General features: G+C 64.3%; 18 protein-coding genes and 1 tRNA gene. 14 read left to right on the forward strand and 5 right to left on the reverse strand.

What is annotated here, in order from left to right; all coding sequences use genetic code 11:
- The first annotated feature begins 76 nt into the window (after positions 1-76).
- On the forward strand, positions 77-535 hold the full coding sequence (locus J3E64_RS11215) for a GNAT family N-acetyltransferase (RefSeq protein ID WP_253342832.1): 459 nt from the start codon (positions 77-79) through the stop codon (positions 533-535).
- On the opposite strand, the gene J3E64_RS11220 is transcribed toward J3E64_RS11215, so the two are convergent.
- A complete protein-coding gene (locus tag J3E64_RS11220) occupies positions 536-1504 on the reverse strand; it encodes an Mrp/NBP35 family ATP-binding protein (protein WP_301287245.1) in 969 nt (322 codons plus the stop codon).
- A 72-nt stretch (positions 1505-1576) separates the two neighbouring features.
- On the opposite strand from J3E64_RS11220, the gene hflK reads away from it, so the two are divergent.
- The 8 genes from hflK to J3E64_RS11260 all read left to right on the forward strand — a co-directional run bounded on the left by hflK (position 1577) and on the right by J3E64_RS11260 (position 11104).
- Complete coding sequence (hflK, locus tag J3E64_RS11225; RefSeq protein WP_253342833.1) at positions 1577-2707, forward strand: FtsH protease activity modulator HflK; 1131 nt, start codon at positions 1577-1579, stop codon at positions 2705-2707.
- Positions 2707-3555, forward strand: coding sequence for a protease modulator HflC (hflC, locus tag J3E64_RS11230; protein WP_253342834.1), 849 nt, complete (start codon positions 2707-2709; stop codon positions 3553-3555). Before hflK ends, hflC begins: the two co-directional genes overlap by 1 nt.
- 123 nt (positions 3556-3678) lie before the next feature.
- Positions 3679-5175 (forward strand): Do family serine endopeptidase, encoded by a 1497-nt coding sequence (locus tag J3E64_RS11235; RefSeq protein ID WP_253342835.1) that lies wholly within the window; start codon positions 3679-3681, stop codon positions 5173-5175.
- 105 nt (positions 5176-5280) lie between these two features.
- Positions 5281-6891: a helicase HerA-like domain-containing protein gene (locus J3E64_RS11240; protein ID WP_253342836.1), complete on the forward strand. Its 1611-nt coding sequence runs from the start codon at positions 5281-5283 to the stop codon at positions 6889-6891.
- A 36-nt stretch (positions 6892-6927) separates the two neighbouring features.
- Positions 6928-7320 (forward strand): hypothetical protein, encoded by a 393-nt coding sequence (locus J3E64_RS11245; RefSeq protein WP_253342837.1) that lies wholly within the window; start codon positions 6928-6930, stop codon positions 7318-7320.
- 203 nt (positions 7321-7523) lie between these two features.
- Positions 7524-8831, forward strand: coding sequence for an MFS transporter (locus J3E64_RS11250; RefSeq protein WP_253342838.1), 1308 nt, complete (start codon positions 7524-7526; stop codon positions 8829-8831).
- Positions 8828-9757: a cysteine synthase A gene (gene cysK / locus J3E64_RS11255; RefSeq protein WP_253342839.1), complete on the forward strand. Its 930-nt coding sequence runs from the start codon at positions 8828-8830 to the stop codon at positions 9755-9757. The genes J3E64_RS11250 and cysK overlap by 4 nt, the downstream gene beginning before the upstream one ends.
- Before the next feature lie 87 nt (positions 9758-9844).
- Entirely contained in the window at positions 9845-11104 is a 1260-nt protein-coding gene (locus J3E64_RS11260) for a cell wall hydrolase (protein ID WP_253343019.1), read from the forward strand.
- Between the two features lie 38 nt (positions 11105-11142).
- Here the strand turns inward: J3E64_RS11260 and J3E64_RS20835 are convergent, their stop codons facing one another.
- A complete protein-coding gene (locus J3E64_RS20835; protein WP_253342840.1) occupies positions 11143-12231 on the reverse strand; it encodes a helix-turn-helix transcriptional regulator in 1089 nt (362 codons plus the stop codon).
- 179 nt (positions 12232-12410) lie between these two features.
- Here J3E64_RS20835 and J3E64_RS11270 point away from each other — a divergent pair, with 179 nt between their 5' ends.
- From J3E64_RS11270 to rpoC, 4 genes are all read left to right on the forward strand, one after another.
- Positions 12411-13604: an MFS transporter gene (locus tag J3E64_RS11270; RefSeq protein ID WP_253342841.1), complete on the forward strand. Its 1194-nt coding sequence runs from the start codon at positions 12411-12413 to the stop codon at positions 13602-13604.
- 304 nt (positions 13605-13908) lie between these two features.
- Entirely contained in the window at positions 13909-18072 is a 4164-nt protein-coding gene (rpoB, locus tag J3E64_RS11275) for a DNA-directed RNA polymerase subunit beta (protein ID WP_253342842.1), read from the forward strand.
- A gap of 8 nt (positions 18073-18080) precedes the next feature.
- Positions 18081-18159 (forward strand) — tRNA-OTHER (locus J3E64_RS11280).
- Between the two features lie 48 nt (positions 18160-18207).
- The gene (gene rpoC, locus J3E64_RS11285; RefSeq protein WP_253342843.1) at positions 18208-22461 is read left to right on the forward strand and encodes a DNA-directed RNA polymerase subunit beta'; all 4254 of its coding nucleotides are present in this window, start codon (positions 18208-18210) and stop codon (positions 22459-22461) included.
- A gap of 118 nt (positions 22462-22579) precedes the next feature.
- Here rpoC and J3E64_RS11290 read toward each other — a convergent pair whose 3' ends face one another.
- From J3E64_RS11290 to J3E64_RS11300, 3 genes are read right to left on the reverse strand one after another with little or no spacing between them, the layout of a single operon-like run.
- Positions 22580-22756, reverse strand: a complete 177-nt coding sequence (locus tag J3E64_RS11290; protein WP_253342844.1) for a DUF1508 domain-containing protein — start codon at positions 22754-22756, stop codon at positions 22580-22582.
- A gap of 24 nt (positions 22757-22780) precedes the next feature.
- On the reverse strand, positions 22781-23884 hold the full coding sequence (locus J3E64_RS11295) for an FAD-binding oxidoreductase (RefSeq protein ID WP_253342845.1): 1104 nt from the start codon (positions 23882-23884) through the stop codon (positions 22781-22783).
- Positions 23881-24834: an alpha/beta fold hydrolase gene (locus J3E64_RS11300; RefSeq protein ID WP_253343021.1), complete on the reverse strand. Its 954-nt coding sequence runs from the start codon at positions 24832-24834 to the stop codon at positions 23881-23883. The genes J3E64_RS11295 and J3E64_RS11300 overlap by 4 nt, the downstream gene beginning before the upstream one ends.
- Positions 24835-24885: 51 nt before the next feature.
- Here J3E64_RS11300 and J3E64_RS11305 point away from each other — a divergent pair, with 51 nt between their 5' ends.
- Positions 24886-25359, forward strand: coding sequence for a prepilin peptidase (locus J3E64_RS11305; protein WP_253342846.1), 474 nt, complete (start codon positions 24886-24888; stop codon positions 25357-25359).
- The last annotated feature ends 14 nt before the right edge of the window (positions 25360-25373 follow it).

A 25373-nucleotide genomic window follows, 5' to 3' on the forward strand; every position in this document is an offset into this window, starting at 1 on the left:
GTCCTCCTTCGGCGGAAGGACGTCCGTCTCGGGCGATCCGTTCCATCCGCACGGCAATCGGTATAGCATCTCGGCCATGTTTGACATCCGTCCTGACGACCTGAGCGATGCACGGACCTGTGGCCTGCTCGCCCTGCATCTCGCCGGGATGCAGGCGACGTCACCAGCGGACAGCGTGTTCGCGCTCGACCTGACCGGCCTGCAAACTCCCGACATACAGGTGTGGACCGCCTGGGACGGCAGCAGCATAGCGGGAGTCGGCGCGTTGCGCACCGTCAGTGCCGGTCATGGCGAGATCAAGTCGATGCGCACTCATCCCGATCATCTGCGCCGGGGTGTCGGTACCGCGATGCTGCGGCACCTTATCGCGCAGGCACGCGCCCGGGGGATAAGCAGGCTGAGCCTGGAAACAGGCAGCGGAGCGGCGTTCGAACCCGCCATTGCCCTCTATCGCGCAAACGGCTTCCGCGAAGGCCCCGCCTTCGGCGACTATCGCCAGAGCGCGTTCAACCGGTTTTTCCATCTCGACCTGTAATCAGCACGCTATCATCCCGATCCGGTCCGCAACGGTCCGCGCGATCGCGCGAAAGGCGTCGCCATAGGGCCCATCCCCCGCTGCCGGAGGGTCCCCCGCGTCGGATTGCCGCCTGATGTCAATGGCCAGCGGGATACGTCCCAGGAACGGCAACCCCAGTTGCTGCGCGGTCGCTTCCGCGCCGCCCTGGCCGAAGGGATCCGAAACCTCGCCGCAATGCGGGCAGGCATAGCCCGCCATATTCTCGACCAGCCCGAGCACCGGCACCCCGGCCTGTTCGAACAGGCTGATCGCCCGCGTCGCATCGATGAGCGCCAGATCCTGGGGCGTCGATACGATGACGGTGCCCGCCGGCTTGTGCTTCTGTACCATGGACAACTGAATGTCTCCGGTGCCCGGCGGCAGGTCGACGACCAGCAATTCCACGTCGCCCCATTCCGCATCGATCAACTGGCCGAGCGCGCCGCTGACCATCGGGCCGCGCCAGGCCAGTGCCTTGCCGGGTTCGACCAGATGCGCCATCGAGAGCATCGGTATCCCCGCCACGCCGGTTACCGGCACCAGCTTCTTGTCGCGCGCGACAGGCTTGCGATCCTCGCTGCCCATCAGGCGCGCCTGCGACGGGCCGTAAATATCCGCGTCGACCAGTCCGACCCTGATCCCCAGCCGGGACAGGGCGACGGCCAGATTGGCCGACAGGGTGGATTTCCCGACACCGCCCTTGCCGGACGCCACCGCCAATATCCGCAACGCCCGGCGTTCAGCGGTCATCGCGATGCGCACGTCGGTAACGCCCGGCACCGTCAGTGCGCCCTCGCGTATGGCGGCGGCCAGCCCGTCACGCCGTTCGGGCGCAAGCCCGCCGACATCGAGCGCCAGCGTCATCACCCCGTCCTTGACGCGCGGCGTGCTGGCGCGACCGTCGGTCAGGGCGGAAAGGCGGGCGGCGAAATCAGTCAGGTCGGTCATGGCGCGCCCTCTAGGAAATTATCGGAGCGATGGCACTGTTTTTCGCGCGCGACCCTTCCTATAGAAGGGCGCATGAAGAGATTATTCGGGTGGATGCCCGGCATCGCAAGCATGGCGCAAGGCCCCTGGGGTGGAAACGGCGGCAAGGGCGGCGACGGGCCGGAAGGCAGCGGAGACGGACAGAAGGGCGGCGACGGCGGCCCGCGCAACCCATGGACTCAGCCGGGACGACCGGGCGGCCAGAAAGGCCCGTCCGCGATCGAGGAACTATTGCGGCGCGGACGTGAAAGTTTCGGCCAGGGCGGCGGCGGCTTTGGCAATTTGCCGCCTCGTCCGGGGGGAAAGACGCTCTGGCCCGTGGCCATCGGCATTGTCGTGGTGCTGTGGCTGCTGCTGACCAGTTTTCACCGGGTCGGCCCGCAGGAACGCGGCGTTGTCACCTTCTTCGGCAAATATAGCCGCACGCTTTCCCCCGGCATCAGCATGACGATGCCCGCTCCGTTCGAAGCAGTCACCACGGTCGATGTCGAGGAAATCCGGACGATCGATATCGGATCGCTGAGCGCGGAGAGCGAAAATCTGGTGCTGACGGGCGACCAGAACATCATCGATCTGGCCTATTCGGTGCGCTGGAACATCCGCAATCCGGAACTGTACCTGTTCCAGCTTTCCGACCCCGATTCGACGGTCAAGGAAGTGGCGGAAAGCGCGATGCGCGCGGTTCTGGCGAGCGTCAGCCTGGACGACGCGCTGGGTGCCGGTCGCACGACGATCGAGCAGCAGGTCGAACAAAGGATGCAGGAGATATTGGACGGCTACAAGTCGGGCATCCTGATCCAGGGCGTCGCGATCAAGCAGGCCGATCCGCCGACAGCCGTCAACGATGCGTTCAAGGCGGTGTCGGCGGCGCAGCAGACCGCGCAGACCTACCTCAACGAAGCGCGCGCCGCCGCGCAGCAGGTGACGGCGAAGGCGCAGGGCGAGGCCGCCGCATTCGACAAGGTGTACGAGCAATATCGCCTGTCACCGGAAGTGACGCGCCGCCGCATGTATTATGAAACGATGGAAGGCGTGCTGTCGTCCGTCGACAAGACCATCGTGGAGAATGGAAACGTGACGCCCTATCTTCCCCTGCCCGAACTCAAGCGCAGGGCGCAGGCCGCCCCGGCGACGAGCGGCGGCAATGCGACGGAGGGCCAGTGATGTCCGGTATTTTCCGCCATCCCGTCGCGCTCGCGCTGATTGCGCTTGTACTGCTGATCATCTTCGGCAGCACCGTCGCCATCGTGCCCGAAACCAAGCAGGGCGTTATCGTCCGCTTCGGCGATCCCAAATATATCATCAACCGCTATAATCCGAAGGAAAGCTTCGGCCAGACCGGTGCCGGCGCGATCCTGCGCATGCCGTTCGTCGACCAGATCGTCTGGATCGACAAGCGCGTGCTGTCGGTGGAGATGGAGCGCCAGCAGGTGCTGTCGACCGACCAGTTGCGCCTTCAGGTCGACGCGTTCGCCCGCTATCGCATCGTAGATCCGCTGCGCATGTACATCGCGGCTGGCAGTGAGGACCGCGTGTCGGACGCGCTGCGCCCGATCCTGGGTTCGGCGCTGCGCAACGAACTGGGCAAGCGTCCCTTCGCCGCGCTGCTCAGTCCCGAGCGCGGGCAGGTGATGCAGAATATCGAGACCGGTCTCAACCGCGTCGCGCGCCAATATGGCGCGGAGATCGTCGACGTGCGGATCAAGCGTGCCGACCTGCCGGACGGCACGCCCCTGGAAAGCGCCTTCACCCGCATGCGCACCGCGCGCGAGCAGGAGGCACTGACCATTCGTGCGCAGGGCGCGAAGCAGGCGCAGATCATCCGCGCCGAAGCGGATGCCAATGCGGCGCGCATCTATGCGGAAAGCTTTGGCAAGGACCCCGGATTCTATGATTTCTACCGGGCCATGCAGAGCTATCGCTACACTTTCTCGCCGGATCGCAGCGGCGAAACCAACATCATCCTGTCTCCGGACAACCAGTTCCTGCGCCAGTTCCAGGGAGGGCGCTGAACCGAAACGGGATCATTACGGAACCAGCGTCATTCAATGAGGGTTAAGACTGCGCGGCGCATGTCAGGGCTTCCTTGAGAGTCCCGCCTTCCATTCCCTGAAGATCAGAGAGGACCGTCACGAGTGCGTTACGCTTATGCTATTACCGGCGCCCTGCTGCTTGGCGGCACCGCCATCGCCGTCACTTCCAGCCCCTATGTCGGCGCGCAGGTCGCCCAGAATGAAGGGCTGACCGCCGCAGCCCCCGCAGGCGCGCCAGCCAGTCTGGCCGACATGGTGGAAAAGCTCCAACCCGCGGTGGTCAATATTTCGACCAAGCAGCGCGTTCAGGTGCAGAACCCGTTTGCGGGGACTCCCTTCGGCGAATTGTTCGGCCAAGGGCAGCCCCAGACCCGTCAGGCGCAGTCGCTCGGTTCCGGCTTCATCATTTCGGCCGACGGCTATATCGTCACCAACAATCACGTCGTGTCGGCCGGTGCCGAAGGCGCGAGCGTGGATTCGATCACGGTCACGCTCACGAACCGCGAAGAATATACCGCCAAGCTGGTCGGCCGCGATCCGGCGACCGACATCGCGGTGCTGAAGATAGAAGCCAAGAAGCCCCTTCCCTTCGTCAAGTTCGGCGACAGCAACAAGGCACGCGTGGGCGACTGGGTGGTTGCGATCGGCAACCCGTTCGCCCTGTCCGGCACAGTGACGGCGGGCATTATTTCCGCCCTGCATCGCGGCACCGGCGGCACCTACGACAAGTTCATCCAGACCGACGCGTCGATCAACCAGGGCAACTCCGGCGGCCCGATGTTCGACATGCGCGGCAACGTGATCGGCATCAACAGCCAGATCCTCTCGCCGTCGGGCGGCAATGTCGGCATCGGCTTCGCCATCCCGTCGGAACAGGCGGCGCCGATCGTCACGACCCTGATGAAGGGGCAGACGGTCAAGCGCGGCTATCTGGGCGTGCAGATCAGCCCGCTGGGCGACGATCTGGCAGACTCGCTCGGCCTGCCCAAGAATAGCGGCGAGTTCATCCAGGGTGTCGAGCCGGGCAAGGGCGCCGACAAGGCCGGGATCAAGGCGGGCGACGTGATCGTCAGCGTGAACGGCCAGGAAGTGAACCCGGACCAGAACCTGTCGTCGATCGTCGCGAGCCAGCCGATCGGGTCGAAGGTGCCGATCGTCCTGATCCGCAACGGCCAGAGGATGACCGTCAGCGCGACCGTAGGCGAACGCCCTCCGGAGGACGAACTCAACAGTTTCGCCCAGAGCCAGGACGATGACGATTTCAACAGCCAGCAGCAGGCGCCCGGCAAGGCCGCCGAGCAGTCGCTGGGGATCGCCGCAATTCCGCTGACGCCGGGCATCGTCCGGCAACTCGGCGTACCGGCGGACACGCGCGGGATCGTCATTACGGCCGTCGACGGTTCCACCGATGCCGGCGCCAAGGGCCTGCGGCGGGGCGATGTCATCCTGAGCGCGAATAACCGCCCGGTCACAACGCAGGCGGAACTGGATGCGCAGGTCAAGGCTGTCGCCTCGCAGGGCCGCAACGCCATCCTGCTCCAGGTGTTGCGCCGGGGACAGCCGGCCCTGTTCCTGCCGATTCGTCTGCGGGACAAATAGGCGCCATGCTGCCATCGCGCTTGCGGGACAGGCAGCGCGAAGATTATGCCGTCATTCCCGCAATCGTGGGAATGACGGTTTTCTTTTGTGGGGAAGGTCGGGACGATGGCTGAAGGCATTTTCATCGGGCTGGGTGCGCCTGAAAAGGATGGCGGGATACCGCAATATCTGAACCTGCGCCGTGCCAATCGCCACGGGTTGATCGCGGGAGCGACCGGCACGGGCAAGACGGTCACCCTGCAAGGCCTTGCCGAAAGTTTCTCGTCACTGGGCGTTCCGGTATTCCTCGCCGATGTCAAAGGCGACCTGGCCGGCATTTCCATGGCCGGTTCCCCTACCGCGAAGAATGCCGACAAGCTGGTGGCGCGCGCAAACGAGATCGGCCTTGCCGATTATAGCTATTCCGACAACCCCGCCATTTTCTGGGACCTCTATGGGCAACAGGGGCATCCGATCCGCACCACCGTCAGCGAGATGGGTCCGCTGTTGCTGGCACGGCTGATGGGCCTGAACGACACGCAGGAGGGCGTCCTGTCGATCGCCTTCAAATATGCCGACGAGGAAGGGCTGCTGCTGCTCGACCTGGGCGATCTTCAGGCGATGCTGGCTCATTGCGCGGACAATGCCGATAGCCTGTCCGCCCGTTACGGCAATGTCACCAAGGCCAGCGTCGGCGCGATCCAGCGGCAGTTGCTGCAACTCGAAAGTCAGGGCGGCGACCATTTCTTCGGCGAACCCGCTCTCGATATCCACGATTTCCTGCAAGTCGACGAAAAGGGGCGCGGTTATGTGAATATCCTGGCCGCCGACAAGCTGATGCAGAGCCCCAAGCTCTATGGGACTTTCCTGCTCTGGCTGCTGTCCGAACTGTTCGAGACGCTTCCGGAAACGGGCGATCCGGACAAGCCTCGGCTCGTATTCTTCTTCGACGAGGCCCATCTGCTGTTCGACGATGCGCCAAAGGCACTGACCGACAAGATCGAGCAGGTGGTGCGGCTGATCCGGTCCAAGGGCGTCGGCGTCTATTTCGTGACCCAGAACCCGATCGATATTCCGGAGGATGTCGCGGGACAATTGGGCAATCGCGTGCAGCACGCGCTGCGCGCCTTTACCCCGCGCGACCAGCGGGCGATCAAGGCGGCGGCCGAAACCTTCCGCATCAATCCGGAGCTGGACGTTGCCACGGCGATCACCGAGCTCAAGGTCGGCGAGGCGCTGGTATCGCTGCTTCAGGAGGATGGATCGCCCGGCATCGTGCAGCGCACGCTGATCGCCCCGCCCCGCTCGCGGCTGGGGCCGGTCGAGCCGAAGGAGCGCGCGATCATCCAGTCCATATCGCCCTGCGCCGGCAAATATGACGCCGCCGTCGACCGCGAGTCCGCGGAAGAGATACTGGCAGCGCGCGCGGATGCGGCAGCGGCCGCCGCTCAGGTGGCGAAAGCCCAGGCGGAAGCCGACAAGACCGCCGCCGCACAAGCCAAGGCGGAGGCCCGGCAGCGCGAGGCGGATCTGAAGCGGCAGGCCCGGGAAGCGGCCAAACCGTCGACATTAGACAGGGCGGTCCAGTCGGCGACACGGTCGGCGGCATCGTCGGTCGGGCGGCAGGTAGCCAACGAAATCGGCCGGGCGGTCTTTGGTGGGTCGTCGCGCCGCAAGTCATCCGGCGGGATCGCGGGGCAACTTGTGCGCGGCATATTGGGCAGCCTGTTCAAATAGGATATGGGTTGGCGGCCGGCAGGGAGGCGGCGGATCATGAAGAGAATCATGTTCTGGACAGGGGCACTATTGGTCGCGGGACCCGTCCATGCGCAGGCAGTTATTGATCCTCATGATGTGATAGGCGCCGCCATCGCCAGCGATATCGTGCAGGACCGGCAGGCGCAGCGAGATGCGCGGCGCGCGCCCTATCTTCCGACGAGTTATGGACCGATCGACAGCGCCGACGCTGCAAGCCGGGCCTGTGCCGCGAAGGCAGGGGCGCAGGCGGGCCCGGGCGCGATGTTGCTGGGCCCGGCCCGGGCCAGGAGCATGTCTACCGGCTGGGAAGTCGAGGGCGTGGTCGGCTGGAAGAATGGCGGCGAGAGGGTGCCCTTCGTCTGTTCGGTACGCAACGGGTCGGTCAGCGGGATTTTGCTGCGGCGGTAGGGATTCATAATCGTGCGATTATGAAAATTCTGCCCGGTGCGATCACGGCACGCGACGCGCCGATCGCGTGACACCTTGAGCGTGCGTTTCTTCTCACTCTGCTCGAAGCACAAAGATGCGCGTGCTGCCCACACGGAGCATGCCACGCATCCGACCGGAAAACGACCGTTGCCGCCCCATCACCGCCCCGCTAAAGCGCGGACATGCATACGCCCGACGACGATCCCCGCCATCCACTGCGAATAGCCAATTTCCGGGCCTATCTGGTCGGCCGGCTAAGCGCGGTGCTGGCCCAATATGCGATGATGATCGTACTGGGATGGCAGGCCTACAATATCGCGCGTGAAACCATGTCGACGGCGCAGTCCGCGGCGCAGCTGGGCCTGATCGGGCTGGCGCAGTTCCTGCCGCTCTTCTTTCTCACCCCTGTCACCGGATGGGTCGCGGACCATTTCGACCGGCGCAAGATCACGCGCATCACGCTGACCCTGCTGACGATATCGTCGGGACTGCTGGCCTTCGCGACCTACGAAGGCTGGGTCAGCCTGCCCCTGATATTCGGCATCGCAGTGATCGTCGGGATCGCCCGAGCGTTCAACGGGCCGGCCTATGGCGCGCTGGCACCCAATCTGGTGCCGCCCAAGGTGCTGCCCAACGCCATCGCCATTTCCAGCGTAGCCTGGCAGACGGGCATGATCGCAGGGCCTGCGCTGGGCGGTTACGCCTATGCGGCAACGCCCTGGGGGGCCTATGCGCTGGCGGCGAGCCTTTACGCGGTCGCACTGGCCGGGATGATGCTGATCGGCCCGGTGCCGCAGCCGCCACGCGATACCAGCCGCCACCCGATCCGCCAGATGATCGACGGGTTCCGCTATGTCCGGGGTAACCGGCTGGTGCTGGCGACGATCACGCTGGATCTGTTTGCCGTGCTGCTGGCAGGCGCGACCGCCCTGCTGCCGGTTTATGCCCGCGACATATTGCATGTCGGATCGGCCGGGCTCGGCCATCTGGCGGCTGCACCCGCGATCGGCGCCGCTACCATGGCGCTATGGTTTTCCGTGAAGCCGATGAAGACCGAGGTCGGGTTGAAGATGCTGGGCGCGGTCATCCTGTTCGGTCTGGCGACCATCGTTTTCGGCAGCACCGCCTTCCTGCCGCGCGGCATCGCCATGGAGGTCGGGATCGGCGCGCTGGTCATATTGGGCGGGGCCGACATGGTATCGGTTTTCGTCCGTCAGTCGCTGGTCCAGCTCCATACGCCCGATGCCATGCGCGGACGCGTGTCCAGCCTGTCGCAGCTGACCATTTCCGCGTCGAACGAACTGGGCGAGGCGGAATCCGGTTTCCTGGCGGCGCTGGTCGGTCCGGTACCGGCTGTCATCGGCGGCGGGATCGGTGCTATCATCATCACCATCCTCTGGGCCAGACTCTTTCCCGAACTGCGCCTTGCGCGGACCTTCGACCCACCCGACATAAGGGCGGCGGACCACAATCAGGAGACGGCGAAATGAAAGTTGCCAATATTCTCGAAACCATCGGAAGCACGCCGCACGTCCGCATGAGCCGGCTGTTTGGCGACCTGTCCGAAGGCACCGAAGTGTGGATCAAGTCCGAACGCGCCAATCCGGGCGGATCGATCAAGGACCGTATCGCGCTCGCCATGATCGAGGCGGCAGAGGCTTCGGGCGAATTGACGCCTGGCGGCACCATCATCGAACCGACATCGGGCAATACGGGCGTGGGCCTGGCGATGGTGGCGGCGGTCAAGGGATACAAGCTGGTCCTCGTCATGCCCGAAAGCATGTCGATCGAGCGCCGGCGACTGATGCTCGCCTATGGCGCCAGCTTCGACCTCACGCCGCGCGAAAAGGGCATGAAGGGCGCGATCGAACGCGCGCTGGAACTGGTGGCGCAAACACCCGGCAGCTGGATGCCGCAACAGTTTGAAAATCCGGCCAATGTCGACGCCCACATCCGCACGACCGGACAGGAAATCATCGCCGATTTCGCCGAAGCGCCGATCGACATGCTGATCACCGGCGTGGGGACCGGCGGGCATATTACCGGCACAGCGCAGGTTCTGAAACAGGCCTGGCCCGCACTGAAGGTCTATGCCGTCGAACCGACCTTGTCGCCCGTGATCAGCGGCGGCCAGCCGGGCCCGCACCCCATACAAGGCATCGGTGCCGGCTTCATCCCGGCCAATCTGCACACCCAGTTGCTGGATGGCGTCATTCAGGTCGACCCCGCCGACGCGAAGGAATATGCGCGCCGGGCGGCACGGGAAGAAGGCATGCTCGTGGGCATCTCCTCCGGCGCCACGCTTGCGGCGATTGCGCAAAAGGCGAAGGATGCGCCGGCCGGAACACGGATATTGGGTTTCAACTACGATACCGGCGAACGCTATCTGTCCGTACCCGATTTTCTGCCTGAATAGGGCGGCGGACGGATCTTCGTGAGCCGAAGCGAACGCGCGCATCCTTTCGCCTGGATTATATGGGCGCTGATATTGCTGGGCGTACCCATGGGCGTCGCGGCATGGGACACGCGCGCCGGGCCTTCGCGGAACCGTACCGCGTTCGCGCCCGTGGCGGCGGCACTGGCGCGAAAGCCGCGGACACCGCCGCCGCCGGTGGAACCCGTGGAAATATACAGCCTGGACCGCGACCAGGCCCGGGCGGTGAATGCGGCCATTCCCTTTTCCAGATTGCCGAACCCGGCAGCCCGGCCCTTCGTCTTTTCGGGGTCCGAGACAGATCTGGCGCGTGCGACAGACTGCCTGGCGGCGGCGGTGCTCTATGAGGCCGGAGATGATGCCAAGGGCGAGGAGGCCGTGGCGCAAGTCGTGCTGAACCGCGTTCGTCACCCCGCCTTCCCCAAGACGGTATGCGGCGTCGTGTTTCAGGGACAGGAACGCCGAACCGGGTGCCAGTTTACCTTCACCTGCGACGGCGCCCTGGCGCGAACGCCCTCAACCGGCGCATGGGACCGCGCGCGCGACATCGCGAAGGGCGCGCTGGCGGGCAAGGTCGACCGGGTCGTCGGTCTTGCCACCCATTATCATACCGATTGGGTCGTGCCCTATTGGAGCGGCAGCCTGGACAAGATTGCCGCGGTGGACACGCATCTCTTCTTCCGCTGGCGCGGCTGGTGGGGCACGCCACCGGCCTTTCGCCTGGCGCGCGCGAATGGCGAACCGCTGATCGGCCGGATCGCGCGATTGTCCGCGGCGCATCAGGGGGCAGGTGACGATGCCATCGGCGAGGGAGCCTATGCGCCCGGCGCCACGCCAGCCGCCGCCGCGCTCGCCGCCCGGCCGAAGCAGGCAATCGGCGAGGACATGCTGGGCAGGACCGTGGCCGGCGTGAAGATCGCGGTCCTCGGCCCCGACGGCAAGAGCTTCCTGGTCGAGCTGCCGGACGGCGGGTCGTCCGACCGCTGGCCAGCATTGGCCCAAACCTTTTGCGCGGGTCGGCCGACATGCCGGATCATGGCCTGGCGGAAGGGGACGACGCCGACGAAACTGCCCTTGAGCGACACGGAATTGAGCCGGATGAGCTTTGCCTACATTCACGACACGGCGAGCGGGCTGCAACGCGCCCTGTGGAATTGCGATCAGACGCCGCGCCCGGCCAAGGCGCAATGCATGCGCGACCGGACGCCCGCCGCCGCCCCTGCTCCTTCGGCGACGCCGGATGCGGCGCTGAGCGGCGTTCGGCGCAAGGAGCGGTTCGAAACGGTGCGGATCACGCCACCGGATGCGCCGCGCGCGCGGGCTCCCTAGTCGGCCGCACCGGTCCGACAGCCGACACCGAAGGCCCCTTATATTTCCGCGACGTTCAGGCGCGGCAGAAGGCTGATCCGGGCGACCAGTTCCGACTGCCGGCTGCAATCCATTTTCGAATAGATATTCTTCATCTGGGTGCGCACGGTATTGAGCGCGACGCCGCGCTCACGCGCCAGTTCTTCCGGCGCCTTGCCCGCGCACAGCGCCAGCACCACTTCAACCTCCGCGCGGGTCAGGCCGTAAAGCGACCGGATGCGGCCAACCAGACTGCCGTCCATAGTGGTGGGATCGGTTGCTATCAGGACGATCCGCCGCGTGCCTGCGATCATCAGTGCCGCCACGGTGACGATATAGCCCGGCCCGTCCTCCCGCCGGAGCATGACGGCAGCCGACCGCGTGCCTTCCGGCGCCGCCGCCGCGCGCAATGCCGCCTGCAACGCGGCATCGCTCGCAAGATCGCGCGCGACGATGCGTTGCTGACGCATCATCAATGCATCCTGCCGGCGGAGCATGATGTCCGCCTGGCCGTTGCAATGGAGCAGGCGCCCGTCCATCGACAGGATCAGCGTCGCATGGCCCACAAGATCGAGTGTGGCATGCAGCATGCGTCCCCGATGCGTCGCCCGGTCGAGCTGACGGCGTATGTGCATGACCCGGCCGATATGGGCCACACATTGTTGGGCGATGCCGACATCCCGCTTGGAAAATGGCCGTTGCGTCCTGCCGCGATGAAAGCCGATATAGCCTGTGGTGCTGCCATGCCGGATCGTACCGCCCAGACAGCGGAACGTATCGTCCCCCATCGGCCGGATCCATTCATTATAGATGCGGCTCGCTTCATATTCGTCGTCGCCGACCAGATCGGCGAAATTCCATATATGGTTGACCGACCGGCCCTGAAGCGCACCGCCCCACACATCGTCGAAGGCAAAATCCCGGTCGTAGACGTCCATCTGCTCTTCCGAGAAATAACCGGAATAACTCACTTCATCGGCATCGGCGGGCGAACGGCCCCAATGAAAGGCAGCGGACCTTGCCCCTATCGCCTCCGCCAGCGTCGATGCAAGGCGATCGAACGCCCCGTCGTCGGTCGCAGCGTCGTAAATTTCCTCCGCGCGGATCACTCCAGCACCTCCTGTAGCCGCTCCCCATCGGCATCGAGTTTATCCTATCACCGGGCCCTTTAGCACAGAATGCAATTTAGCACATTGTATAAATTCAATATTCCCCGAAAACAAAAACCGGCTATTGCCCCGGATGAACGATAGGCCGGAACAAGTCCCGGCAGCCAAGGGACATGAGGATGGCAAAGACCAGTGACAATGCGGGGCAGTCATGGACGCCGGTTCTGGCATTGTCGGCGATCGCATTGCTCGTTCAGGGCTCCACCTTATTCTCCCTCACCGTCCTGATACCGCACGCCGAACGGCATTTTTCAGGACCGGCCGGGTTCGCCGCATCCGCCTTCCTGGTTGCGATGAGCCTTTCCAACATCATTGTGGGCCATATGCTGGATCGCATCGGTGTCAGGGCGATGCTTTGCGCAGGCGTCTTTCTGGTCGGCGCGGGATGGATGGCGGCGGCGATGGCTGCGGACCGGATCATCCTGAGCGGCGCGATGGCGGTGGCCGGAGCCGGGGTAGCGGCATCGACACTGGTGCCCGCCATCACCATCGTGACCCGCCTCATGGCGGATCGCCGTGGCATTGCCTTGGGCGCCCTCCTGTGCGCGACACTGGTTGGGGGGGCTGTCCTGCCGCCGGCCCTCAGCCTTCTGCTAGACCGACTGGGATGGCAAGGCGCCATGAGCGCATGGTCCGCCGGCCTGCTGCTGGCCTGCATTCCTTTCCTTCCCTGCCTGCCAAGGCTGCCTCGCAGTTCCCGTCCGGTCCGTGCCCGCGCCTTGACCCCGCGCCTGCCTTTGGCGGCGGCCGGCTTTATCGGCATTCTTGCGGCAATGATCCTTCTTCAACTGTCCATCAACGGCATCCTGTTCGCGGCGGTCAGCAGCCTCCTGGACCAGGGCTTCACCGCGACGCGCGCCACCGCAGCCTATGGGCTGGCCAATCTGATGGGCCTTCCGGCCCTGCTGCTCGGCGGGCTGGCAACAGACAGGATCGGTGCCCGCCGCGCGCTGATCGGGTCCAGCCTGTTGCTGGCGCTGGGCAGCGCGTCGCTGCTGCTGGCAAGGCCGTGGGGCATTGCGGGCCTGGGCGCCTTCGTCATCCTGTGGGGTGGGGCGAGCGCGTTGCCAGGCCAGTCGGCCCCGATATTGCTGGACGACCGTTTCGCGCCCGATGCCTTTCCCGGCCTGCTGGGCACCATCATCGCCCTCACCGGTCTGCTGGGCAGCATTGCGCCCGCCATGACGGACGGGATGCGCGCGCTGAGCGGTGGGTATGGGCTGCCTGTCCTGACATACGCAGCCATGGCGTTCGTCGCGGCAGTGGTGATCGCGATGGTCCGCCCTGCCCGATCGTCCGATATGAAGGGATAGGCTCTTCACAAGCGTGCCGTTCCTCCCTATATGCCGACAGGAAATCCGATCCGGACGGGCATTGCCCCTTTCGGACCGGCCTTCGGCTTCCTGCCGGGATCCGATGCTGCGTAGCGCACGGCGACGGTTGGAATAGGCGGAATTCGAAGGGTTACAAGACGCTGCCAGTGCGGTTCGGACAGTCCCGACCCGCACTTTTTTGCGTGGAATGGCGGATGCGAATCATCTGTTATTCCTCGCTGCCCAGGCTGAATTTCCGCCGCAATGCGGAAAAACACGACGAACAGAGACAGGCAGGACACGCATGGCGACCAAGGCTCTTCCCCCAATCAGCAACACCGGCGCGAAGAAGCGCATCCGCAAGGTGTTCGGCGACATCCACGAAGTGGTGCAGATGCCGAACCTGATCGAGGTCCAGAGGGAGAGCTACGAACAGTTCCTGCGGTCCGATCCCAAGATCAGCTATGTTTCGGGCCTGGAAAAGACCCTGCGCAGCGTTTTCCCGATCCGCGATTTTGCCGGCACCGCCGAAATGGACTTCGTCCATTACGAGCTGGAGGAGCCGAAATACGACGTCGAGGAATGCCGTCAGCGCGGCATCACCTATGCGGCGCCGATGCGCGTCACGCTGCGCCTGATCGTGTTCGAAGTGGATCAGGACACCGAAACCCGCTCCGTGCTCGATATCAAGGAGCAGGACGTTTACATGGGCGACATGCCGCTCATGACCCAGAACGGCACCTTCATCGTCAACGGCACCGAGCGCGTCATCGTCAGCCAGATGCACCGTTCGCCCGGCGTCCTGTTCGACCATGACCGGGGCAAGACCCATTCGTCGGGCAAATATCTGTTCGCGGCGCGCGTCATCCCTTATCGCGGTTCCTGGCTCGACTTCGAATTCGACGCCAAGGACATCGTCAACGTCCGCATCGACCGCAAGCGCAAGCTGCCGGTCACGGCGCTGCTCTATGCCCTCGGCCTGACTGCCGAGGACATACTGAGCCATTTCTACAACAAGGTGACCTTCCTGCGCGGCGAAGGCGGCTGGCAGATTCCCTACCTCGCCGAAGCCTGGCGCGGCCAGAAGCCGACGTTCGATATCGTCGACGCCAAGTCGGGCGAGGTGGTGTTCGCCGCCGGTCACAAGATTTCTCCCCGCGCCGCCAACAAGGCGGAAAAGGACGGGCTCGAAACGCTGTTGATTCCGACCGAGGAAATCTACGGTCGCTACAGCGCCTATGACCTGATCAACGAATCGACCGGCGAAATCTATATCGAGGCCGGTGACGAGGTTTCGCCGGAAAATCTGGAAAAGCTGGACAGTGCGGGCATCGATCGGCTGGAACTGCTCGACATCGATCATGTCACCACCGGCCCCTGGATCCGCAATACGCTCAAGGCCGACAAGGCCGAGGAGCGCGATCAGGCGCTGTCCGACATATATCGCGTGATGCGCCCCGGCGAACCGCCGACGCGCGAAACCGCCGACGCGCTGTTCGCGGGTCTGTTCTTCGACCCCGAGCGCTATGACCTGTCGGCGGTCGGCCGCGTGAAGATGAACATGCGCCTGGACCTCGACGCGGAAGATACGGTCACCACGCTGCGGACCGAGGACATCCTGGCCGTCGTCAAGGAACTCGTGAACCTGAAGGACGGCAAGGGCGAGATCGACGATATCGACAATCTCGGCAACCGCCGCGTCCGTTCGGTCGGCGAACTGCTGGAAAACCAGTATCGCGTCGGACTTCTGCGCATGGAACGCGCCGTCAAGGAGCGCATGTCGAGCGTCGACGTGTCGACGGTGATGCCGAACGACCTGATCAACGCCAAGCCCGCCGTGGCCGCGGTGCGCGAGTTCTTCGGTTCCAGCCAGCTCTCGCAGTTCATGGACCAGACCAACCCGCTGTCGGAAGTCACCCACAAGCGCCGCGTGTCGGCGCTTGGGCCAGGTGGTCTGACCCGTGAACGCGCGGGCTTCGAAGTCCGCGACGTCCACCCGACCCATTATGGCCGCATCTGCCCGATCGAAACGCCCGAAGGCCCGAACATCGGTCTGATCAACAGCCTCGCGACCTTCAGCCGCGTCAACAAATATGGTTTCATCGAAACCCCCTACCGCAAGGTCGTGGACGGCAAGGTTTCGGGCGACGTCGTCTACCTGTCGGCAATGGAGGAGGCCAAGCACACGATCGCGCAGGCCAATGCCGAGCTGAACGACGACGGCAGCTTCGCGGAAGACCTGATCTCCGCGCGCGAGGCCGGCGAATTCCTGATGTCGCCCAAGGATCACATCACGCTGATGGACGTCAGCCCCAAGCAGCTGGTGTCGGTCGCGGCTTCGCTCATTCCGTTCCTGGAAAATGACGACGCCAACCGCGCGCTGATGGGATCGAACATGCAGCGCCAGGCGGTGCCACTCGTGCGTGCCGAAGCGCCGTTCGTCGGCACCGGCATGGAAGGCACGGTCGCGCGCGATTCGGGCGCGGCGGTCGCGTCCAAGCGGGCAGGCATCGTCGACCAGGTCGACGCCACCCGTATCGTCATCCGCGCGACGGGCGATGTCGAACCCGGCCAGTCGGGCGTCGACATCTACACGCTCCAGAAGTTCCAGCGCTCCAACCAGGACACCTGCATCAACCAGCGTCCGCTGGTAAAGGTGGGCGACCTGATCGAAGCCGGCGACGTGATCGCCGACGGCCCGTCGACGGAATTCGGCGAGCTGGCGCTGGGCCGCAACGCGCTCGTCGCGTTCATGCCCTGGAACGGCTACAATTATGAGGACTCCATCCTGATCTCCGAACGGATCGTGAAGGATGACGTCTTCACCTCGATCCACATCGAAGAATTCGAGGTCATGGCCCGCGACACCAAGCTGGGGCCGGAAGACATCACCCGCGACATTCCGAACGTCGGCGAGGAAGCGCTGCGCAACCTCGACGAGGCGGGCATCGTCTATATCGGCGCCGAAGTGGAGCCGGGCGACATTCTGGTCGGCAAGATCACGCCCAAGGGCGAATCCCCGATGACCCCGGAAGAAAAGCTGCTCCGCGCGATCTTCGGTGAAAAGGCTTCGGACGTGCGCGACACGTCGCTGCGCCTGCCCCCGGGCGTCGCCGGCACGGTCGTCGAAGTCCGCGTGTTCAATCGCCACGGCATCGACAAGGACGAGCGCGCGATGGCGATCGAGCGCGAGGAAATCGACCGTCTGGCGAAGGATCGCGAGGACGAGCGCGCCATTCTGAACCGCGCGACCTTCAATCGCCTCCAGGAAATGCTGATCGGCCAGACCGCCTCGGCCGCTCCCAAGGGCGTCAAGAAGGGCGTGGTGATCGACGAAGCCCAGCTGGCCGAGGTGGAGCGCCATGAATGGTGGAAGTTCGCCGTCGAGGACGACACGCGTCAGGCCGGCATCGAAGCCGTCAAGGCGCAGTATGACGAGGCAGTGAAGTCGATCGTCGAGAAGTTCGAGGATCGTGTCGACAAGCTGCAGCGCGGCGACGAGCTGCCTCCCGGCGTGCTGAAGATGGTCAAGGTTTTCGTCGCGGTGAAGCGCAAGCTGCAACCGGGCGACAAGATGGCCGGCCGTCACGGCAACAAGGGCGTCATCAGCCGCATCCTGCCGATCGAGGACATGCCGTTCCTGGAAGACGGCACCCACGTCGACATCGTGCTGAACCCGCTGGGCGTGCCGAGCCGTATGAACGTCGGGCAGATTTTCGAGACGCATCTGGGCTGGGCCGCACGCGGCCTTGGCCAGCAGCTCAAGCATGCGCTGGAGGAATGGCGCGACGCCAATCCGAACGCGCAGGCCGGCGAGATGCCCGATGCGGTGAAGACGCGCCTGCTGGAAACCTATGGCGAACATTATGTGGACCAGATCAACGGCCGCACCGCCGAGCAGATCGTCGACCTTGCCGAGCATCTGCAAAGCGGCGTGCCGATGGCGACCCCGGTCTTCGACGGCGCCCGCGAAGCGGATGTGTCGCGGATGCTGGAACTGGCGGGCCTCCACTCGTCGGGCCAGTCGGACCTTTTCGACGGCCGCACGGGCGACAGGTTCGACCGCAAGGTCACCGTGGGCATCATCTACATGCTGAAGCTGCACCACCTGGTCGACGACAAGATCCACGCCCGTTCCATCGGCCCCTACAGCCTCGTCACCCAGCAGCCGCTGGGCGGCAAGGCGCAGTTCGGTGGCCAGCGCTTCGGTGAAATGGAGGTGTGGGCGCTTCAGGCTTATGGCGCTGCCTACACGCTCCAGGAAATGCTGACGGTGAAATCGGACGACGTGGTCGGCCGCACCAAGGTCTATGAGGCGATCGTCAAGGGCGACGACACGTTCGAGGCCGGCATTCCGGAGTCCTTCAACGTGCTCGTCAAGGAAATGCGCTCGCTGGGCCTCAACGTCGAACTCGCCGCGATGGACGCGGCCGAGGATGACGACGGCTTCGCGGCGGCGGCGGAGTAAAAATCAGGGCCGGTGTGGCGGAATTGGTAGACGCACCATCGCAATGGTCCCCGAAAGGGGTGAGGGTTCAATTCCCTACCACCGGCAACTGAAGACTTCGCAGAAGAATTTTCCCTCCAAGTGAGGAATTGAGAAATGAACGAACTGACCAACTTCGCCAACCCGGTCGCCAAGCCGGAAACCTTCGACCAGATCCAGATCGGTCTTGCCTCGCCCGAGCGCATCCGCAGCTGGTCCTTCGGCGAGATCAAGAAGCCGGAAACCATCAACTATCGCACGTTCAAGCCCGAGCGTGACGGCCTGTTCTGCGCGCGCATCTTCGGTCCGATCAAGGATTATGAGTGCCTGTGCGGCAAGTACAAGCGCATGAAATACAAGGGTATCGTCTGCGAAAAGTGCGGCGTCGAGGTTACTGTCTCGAAAGTTCGTCGTGAGCGGATGGGCCATATCGAACTGGCCGCGCCGGTCGCGCATATCTGGTTCCTGAAGTCGCTGCCGAGCCGCATCGGCCTGCTGCTCGACATGCAGCTCAAGCAGCTTGAGCGCGTGCTGTATTTCGAAAGCTATATCGTCACCGAACCGGGCCTGACGCCGCTGGAGAAGTTCCAGCTGCTGACCGAGGACGAACTGCTCGACGCGCAGGACGAATATGGCGAAGACGCCTTCTCCGCCGGCATCGGCGCGGAAGCGGTCAAGCAGATGCTGATGGACCTCGACCTTGAGGGCGAGAAGCAGGCGCTGCTGGACGAACTGGCCGTCACCAAGTCCGAACTGAAGCCCAAGAAGATCATCAAGCGGCTGAAGGTCGTCGAGAGCTTCCTGGAGTCGGGCAACCGTCCCGAATGGATGATCCTGGACGTCGTGCCGGTCATTCCGCCCGAACTGCGCCCGCTCGTTCCCCTGGACGGCGGCCGCTTCGCGACGTCTGACCTCAACGACCTCTATCGCCGCGTCATCAACCGTAACAACCGCCTCAAGCGCCTGATGGAACTGCGCGCGCCGGACATCATCGTCCGCAACGAAAAGCGCATGTTGCAGGAAGCCGTCGACGCCCTGTTCGACAATGGCCGCCGTGGCCGCGTCATCACCGGCGCGAACAAGCGTCCCTTGAAGTCGCTGTCCGACATGCTCAAGGGCAAGCAGGGCCGCTTCCGCCAGAACCTGCTCGGCAAGCGCGTCGACTATTCGGGCCGTTCGGTCATCGTGACCGGTCCGGAACTCAAGCTGCACCAGTGCGGCCTGCCCAAGAAGATGGCGCTCGAGCTGTTCAAGCCGTTCATCTACGCCCGCCTCGATGCCAAGGGTCTGTCCATGACCCTGAAGCAGGCCAAGAAGTGGGTCGAGAAGGAACGCAAGGAAGTCTGGGACATCCTGGACGAGGTGATCCGCGAACATCCGGTACTGCTGAACCGCGCGCCCACGCTCCACCGCCTCGGCATCCAGGCGTTCGAACCCGTGCTGATCGAAGGCAAGGCGATCCAGCTTCACCCGCTGGTCTGTTCGGCCTTCAACGCCGACTTCGACGGTGACCAGATGGCCGTCCACGTTCCGCTGAGCCTTGAGGCGCAGCTGGAAGCGCGCGTCCTGATGATGTCGACCAACAACATCCTGTCGCCCGCGAACGGCAAGCCGATCATCGTGCCGTCGCAGGACATGGTGCTGGGCATCTATTATCTGTCGATGGAGCGCGAGGGCGAACCGGGCGAAGGCATGTTGCTGAGCGACATGCAGGAGGTGCATCAGGCGCTCTACACCAAGGCCGTGACACTGCACTCCAAGATCGTGACGCGCGTGCCGCAGACCGACGAAAACGGTCAGCAGTATATGAAGCGGTACGAGACCACACCGGGCCGCATGCTGATCGGCGAGTGCCTGCCCAAGAGCCACAAGGTGCCCTTCGACGTCATCAACCGCCTTCTTACCAAGAAGGAAATCGGGGACGTCATCGACCAGGTGTATCGCCACACCGGCCAGAAGGACACGGTGCTGTTCGCAGACGCCATCATGGCGCTGGGCTTCCGCCACGCGTTCCAGGCCGGCATCAGCTTCGGCAAGGACGACATGGTCATCCCCGACAGCAAGGTGACGCTGGTCGACGAGACCAAGGCGCTGGTGGCCGACTATGAGCAGCAATATCAGGACGGTCTGATCACCCAGCAGGAAAAGTACAACAAGGTGATCGACGCCTGGTCGCGTTGCGGCGATCAGGTCGCGAATGCGATGATGGACGAGATCCGCGCCCAGCCCAAGGACGAGACCGGCCGGATGGCGCCGATCAACTCCATCTACATGATGGCCCATTCCGGTGCCCGTGGTTCGCAGGCCCAGATGAAGCAGCTTGCGGGCATGCGCGGCCTGATGGCCAAGCCTTCGGGCGAGATCATCGAGACGCCGATCATCTCCAACTTCAAGGAAGGCCTGACCGTCCTTGAATATTTCAACTCCACCCATGGTGCTCGCAAAGGCCTTGCCGATACCGCGCTCAAGACGGCGAACTCGGGTTACCTGACCCGTCGTCTGGTCGATGTCAGCCAGGACTGCACGATCGTCGAGGAGGATTGCGGCACCGAAAAGGCGCTGGAGATGAAGGCCATCGTCCAGGGCGGTTCGGTCATCGCCTCGCTGGGCGAGCGCATCCTGGGCCGCACGACGGCGCAGGACATCGTGGACAGCAAGGATGGTTCCGTCATCGTGCCCATCGGCACGCTGCTCGACGAAGCGCTGATCGCGCAGATCGAGGCCATCGGCACCCAGTCGGTCAAGATCCGCAGCCCGCTGATCTGCGAGAGCAAGATGGGCGTTTGCGGCAAATGCTATGGCCGTGACCTCGCCCGCGGCACGCCGGTGAACATTGGCGAAGCGGTCGGCGTCATCGCGGCACAGTCGATCGGTGAACCCGGTACGCAGCTTACCATGCGGACCTTCCACATCGGCGGCGCGGCGAACTTCAACGAAACGTCGAACCTGGAATCCATGTCGGACGGCACGATCGAGCTGCGCGACATGCCGACCATCACCGACAAGAATGGCCGTCGCCTGTCGCTCGCCCGTAACGGCGAGATCGCGATCATCGATAGCGAAGGCCGCGAGCGCGAAACGCACCGCCTGCCTTACGGCGCCACCATCCTGTTCGCAGATGGCGATGCCGTGAAGAAGGGCGACCGCTTCGCCGAGTGGGACCCCTTCACCATGCCGGTTATCACCGAAAAGCCGGGTATCGTGAAGTATCAGGACCTGATCGACGGCAAGACGCTGACCGAGCAGACCGACGAAGCCACCGGCATCGCCCAGCGCGTGGTGACGGAGCATCGCGGTTCCGCCCGCACCAAGGAGGATCTGCGTCCCCGCCTTACCCTGCTGGACGACGAATCCGGCGAAGCCGCCCGCTACATGCTGGCGGTGGGTGCGACCCTGTCGGTCGACGACGGTGCCCAGGTTCAGGCCGGTGACGTGCTGGCGCGTGTCTCTCGCGAAGCGGCGAAGACCCGTGACATCACCGGCGGTCTGCCGCGGGTCGCCGAACTGTTCGAAGCCCGCAAGCCCAAGGACAATGCGATCATTGCCAAGGTGTCGGGCCGCGTCCAGTTCCTCAAGGATTACAAGGCGAAGCGCAAGATCGCCATCAATCCCGAGGATGGCGGCGAACCGGTCGAATATCTGATCCCCAAGAGCAAGGTGATCGACGTTCAGGAAGGCGACTACGTGAAGCGTGGCGACAACCTGATCGGTGGATCCCCCGATCCGCACGACATTCTGGAAGTGCTCGGCATCGAGCCGCTGGCCGAATATCTGGTCGCGGAAATCCAGGAAGTCTATCGCTTGCAGGGCGTGAAGATCAACGACAAGCACATCGAAACGATCGTTCGCCAGATGTTGCAGAAGGTCGAGATCACCGCGTCCGGCGACACCACCCTGCTGGTGGGCGAGCAGATCGACCGCGAGGAAATGGACGAGATCAACGTGAAGCTCGCGCCTGGCTTCCAGCCCGCCGAAGGCAAGCCCGTGCTGCTCGGCATCACCAAGGCCTCGCTCCAGACCCGGTCGTTCATCTCGGCCGCGTCCTTCCAGGAAACGACCCGTGTCCTCACGGAAGCGGCGGTTCAGGGAAAGAAGGACACGCTGGTCGGCCTGAAGGAAAATGTCATCGTCGGCCGCCTCATCCCCGCGGGCACCGGCGCAGGCATGAACCGTATGCGCGTGGCCGCCTCGTCCCGCGACGCCGCGCTGCGCGCTGCGCTGCGGGCAACCAATGACGCACATCTGATCGCGCCGAAGACCGCCGCCGAGGAACATGCCGCCGAACTGGCGCAGGGTCCCGAAGCCGCGATCGGAGACGATCCGCTGGGCGCGGTTCAGGGTGAGGACTTCACCACCGAAGGCATGGAATAATCAGGGCGGCAGGGGCGACCAGTCGGTTTCCCCTGCCCTTTCCGGACCTTGCCCGGCAATGAAAAGGCCCGCCTGACGCTATCGGCGTCGGCGGGCCTTTTTCATTCCGAAATGTGGGCTATTCCGCTTCCTCGACCGGTGCGCCGGGGCCGTTCTTCAATATCGACTCGATCGCGTTGCGGGCACTGGCCCTGGAGGTGTAACCCTCTGTCCAGAAGATCACCTCCGCATTATATTTGAACTTGGCGACGAACTCGCCGGCCTTGTTCTTTTCGATCACGAACTTGTGCGCCATGGACCTTCTCCCGGAGTCGTTACCCTATCGAAACCGATCGGGACGATAAGGCATGACGTCGATAGCGGCAACGGTCACGGGGGGCGCATTTCCCGTCAGCAGCGCCGCGCCCATCAGAGCCGCCGCGGGCGCGGTCTGGATGCCGAAGCCACCCTGCCCTGCGAACCAGAAAAATCCCGGCACGCCGGGATCGAAGCCGAATACGGGCACGCGATCGGGCGCGAAACTGCGCAGGCCGGCCCATTTATGTTCGACGCGGCCTATCGGCCAGTCGACAGCGCTTTCGAACCGGGCGATCGCCTGCGCCACCGCCATCTCTTCGGGCGCAGCGTCGCAGGGGGCGGACGGTTCCTCATCATGCGGCGTCAGCCAGATGCGGTCATGCCCATCGGGCTTGAAATAGAAACCGCCTTCCATGTCCATGATCAACGGCAATTCCGGAGACGGCAGGGCGGGCACATGGAGTTGAACCACCGTGCGCCGCAGCGGCCGGATGCCAATGGGCGCCACGCCGGCGCGCACGGCGACGTCATCGGCCCACGCGCCCGCCGCGTTGACGAGCACGCCGCAGGAAACCGGCCCGCGCGGCGTCTCGATCCGCCAGCCGCCCGGCCCGGCCCGCGCGCCTTCCATTCTCGATTCGAGCCAGGTTTCGCCGCCCAGCAGCCGGAATCGCCGCAGATAGGCGTGGTGCAAGGCCGCGACGTCAATGTCCCGGCAACTGGGCTCCAGCAAGCCAAGCGTCCAGTCCGGGCGCAATCCGGGAACCAGGTCGGCCGGATTTACAGGCAGCAGTTCGACGGTCCGCGCGAATTCCGCCAGAAGCGCGTCCCTCAGGGGTTCGTCCCCTGGCCGACCGATATGCAGCGTGCCGCGTGGCGACAGGAAACTGCCGTCGTGAAAGTCGGGGTCGGGCTTCGCCAGCAGCGGACCCGACGCCGTGGTGAGCGGCTGGAGCAAGGGGCCGCCATAGGTTTCTTCCCAGAAGGCGACCGACCGGCCAGTGGCATGGTAGCCCGGCTGCGCCTCCATCTCCAGCATCAGCACGCGCGCTTCGCCGGCCAGTTGCGCGCCGAGACTGGCGCCGGCAATGCCGCCGCCCACGATGACGATATCGAACTGCGTCAAGGGGCAACCTCGTCCAGGAAATCGTCGATCCGCGCCAGCGCGTCGAGGCGCACGGGATCGAGTTCCCGCAATATCTCATGCGCCGCCTCCCGGCCGTAGACGTGCAGGCGTGCGTGCGGCAGGCGCGCCGCGATACGGCGGATCGCGGGCGTGGACACGAGCTGGTCCGCCCGCGTCGCCAGGATAAGCAGCGGACAGGCGATCCTTTCCACGCCGGGCGACCGCGCCAGCCGGTCAGTCGATTCGAGAGCCTGCGCTACCCAGTTCCAGCTCGGCGGACCCAGCGCGACATCCCGACTATGGTCGCGCCACCATAATTCGTCGGCATAGCGTTCGGGATCGTGCGTCAGTCGCCTTTGACGAATGCGCCGGTGCCGCTCCGATTCCTCCTTCTGCGTCCATGCGCGGCGGGCGCCCCGGCCCAGGCCGACCATGATCCGTGCGATTGCCACGGCCAGCCAGCGGGGTAACGGCGCGCTGTGCAGGCCCAGCATCGGCGCGACCGTCACCGCCGCGTCGGGCGGCGGCATGCCCTCCGCCAGAGCCCGCAGCAGCATATGCCCACCCATGGAATGAGCCAGGATGACACAAGGACCGTCGCCGCCACCTTGCCATTCCGCAGAAAAAGATTTCAAATCAATTATATAATCGGAAAAGTCGCGGACATGGCCGACGAGCGGATCGTCCGTCATACGGCCCGACCCACCCTGTCCGCGCCAGTCGAAGGTGGTGACCGCCCACCCCTTCCCTGCCCAATGATCGATCACCTCGAGATATTTCTCGATCATGTCGCCGCGCCCGTTAAGGATCAACATGCGCCCGCGTGCGCCGTCGCCAAGGCGATAGCGGCGCAATGCCCAACCGTCCGGCGCCGTCCAGTAGTCGAGTTTGCCGTCCATCGGCCACGCACGACGGTCCACGGGCGCTGAAAAGGAAATGGGCGAATCCATGCGCCGCATGGTTACGGTTTGGTAAGCCATGGGGTCTAGGGAATAGTGCCCATGTTGGGGGAATATTTCCGTCTGGCGCTCATTGTCGCCTTGGGCACGCTGCTGATCGCGGCGGCGATCACCGATCTGCGATCGCGCATCATTTCCAATCGGCTCAACCTGGCCGTCGCGATACTGGCGCCGGTGTGGTGGCTGGCCTGCGGCCTGGAACCCTGGCCCGGCATGGCGGTGCAACTGCTGGTCGGCACGCTGGTGTTCATCCTGTTCGCCGGGCTTTTCTCTATGGGGATGATGGGCGGTGGCGACGTCAAGCTGCTCGGCGCACTGGCGCTCTGGTTTCCCTGGCAGGCGATAGTGACACTGCTGGTGCTGATGGCCCTGCTCGGCGGTCTGGTGACCATTGTCACCGTGACGCATCACCGGATGACCCGGCGGCTTGGCCAACCCGAAATTCCTTATGGAATAGCCATTTCATTCGCCGCGCTATGGGTGCTTGGCGAACGATATCTTAACCAATTTGCGTGATGAGTAGGGTGCTG

The sequence above is a fragment of the Sphingobium sp. OAS761 genome (genome assembly GCF_024168485.1).
Taxonomy (GTDB): domain Bacteria; phylum Pseudomonadota; class Alphaproteobacteria; order Sphingomonadales; family Sphingomonadaceae; genus Sphingobium.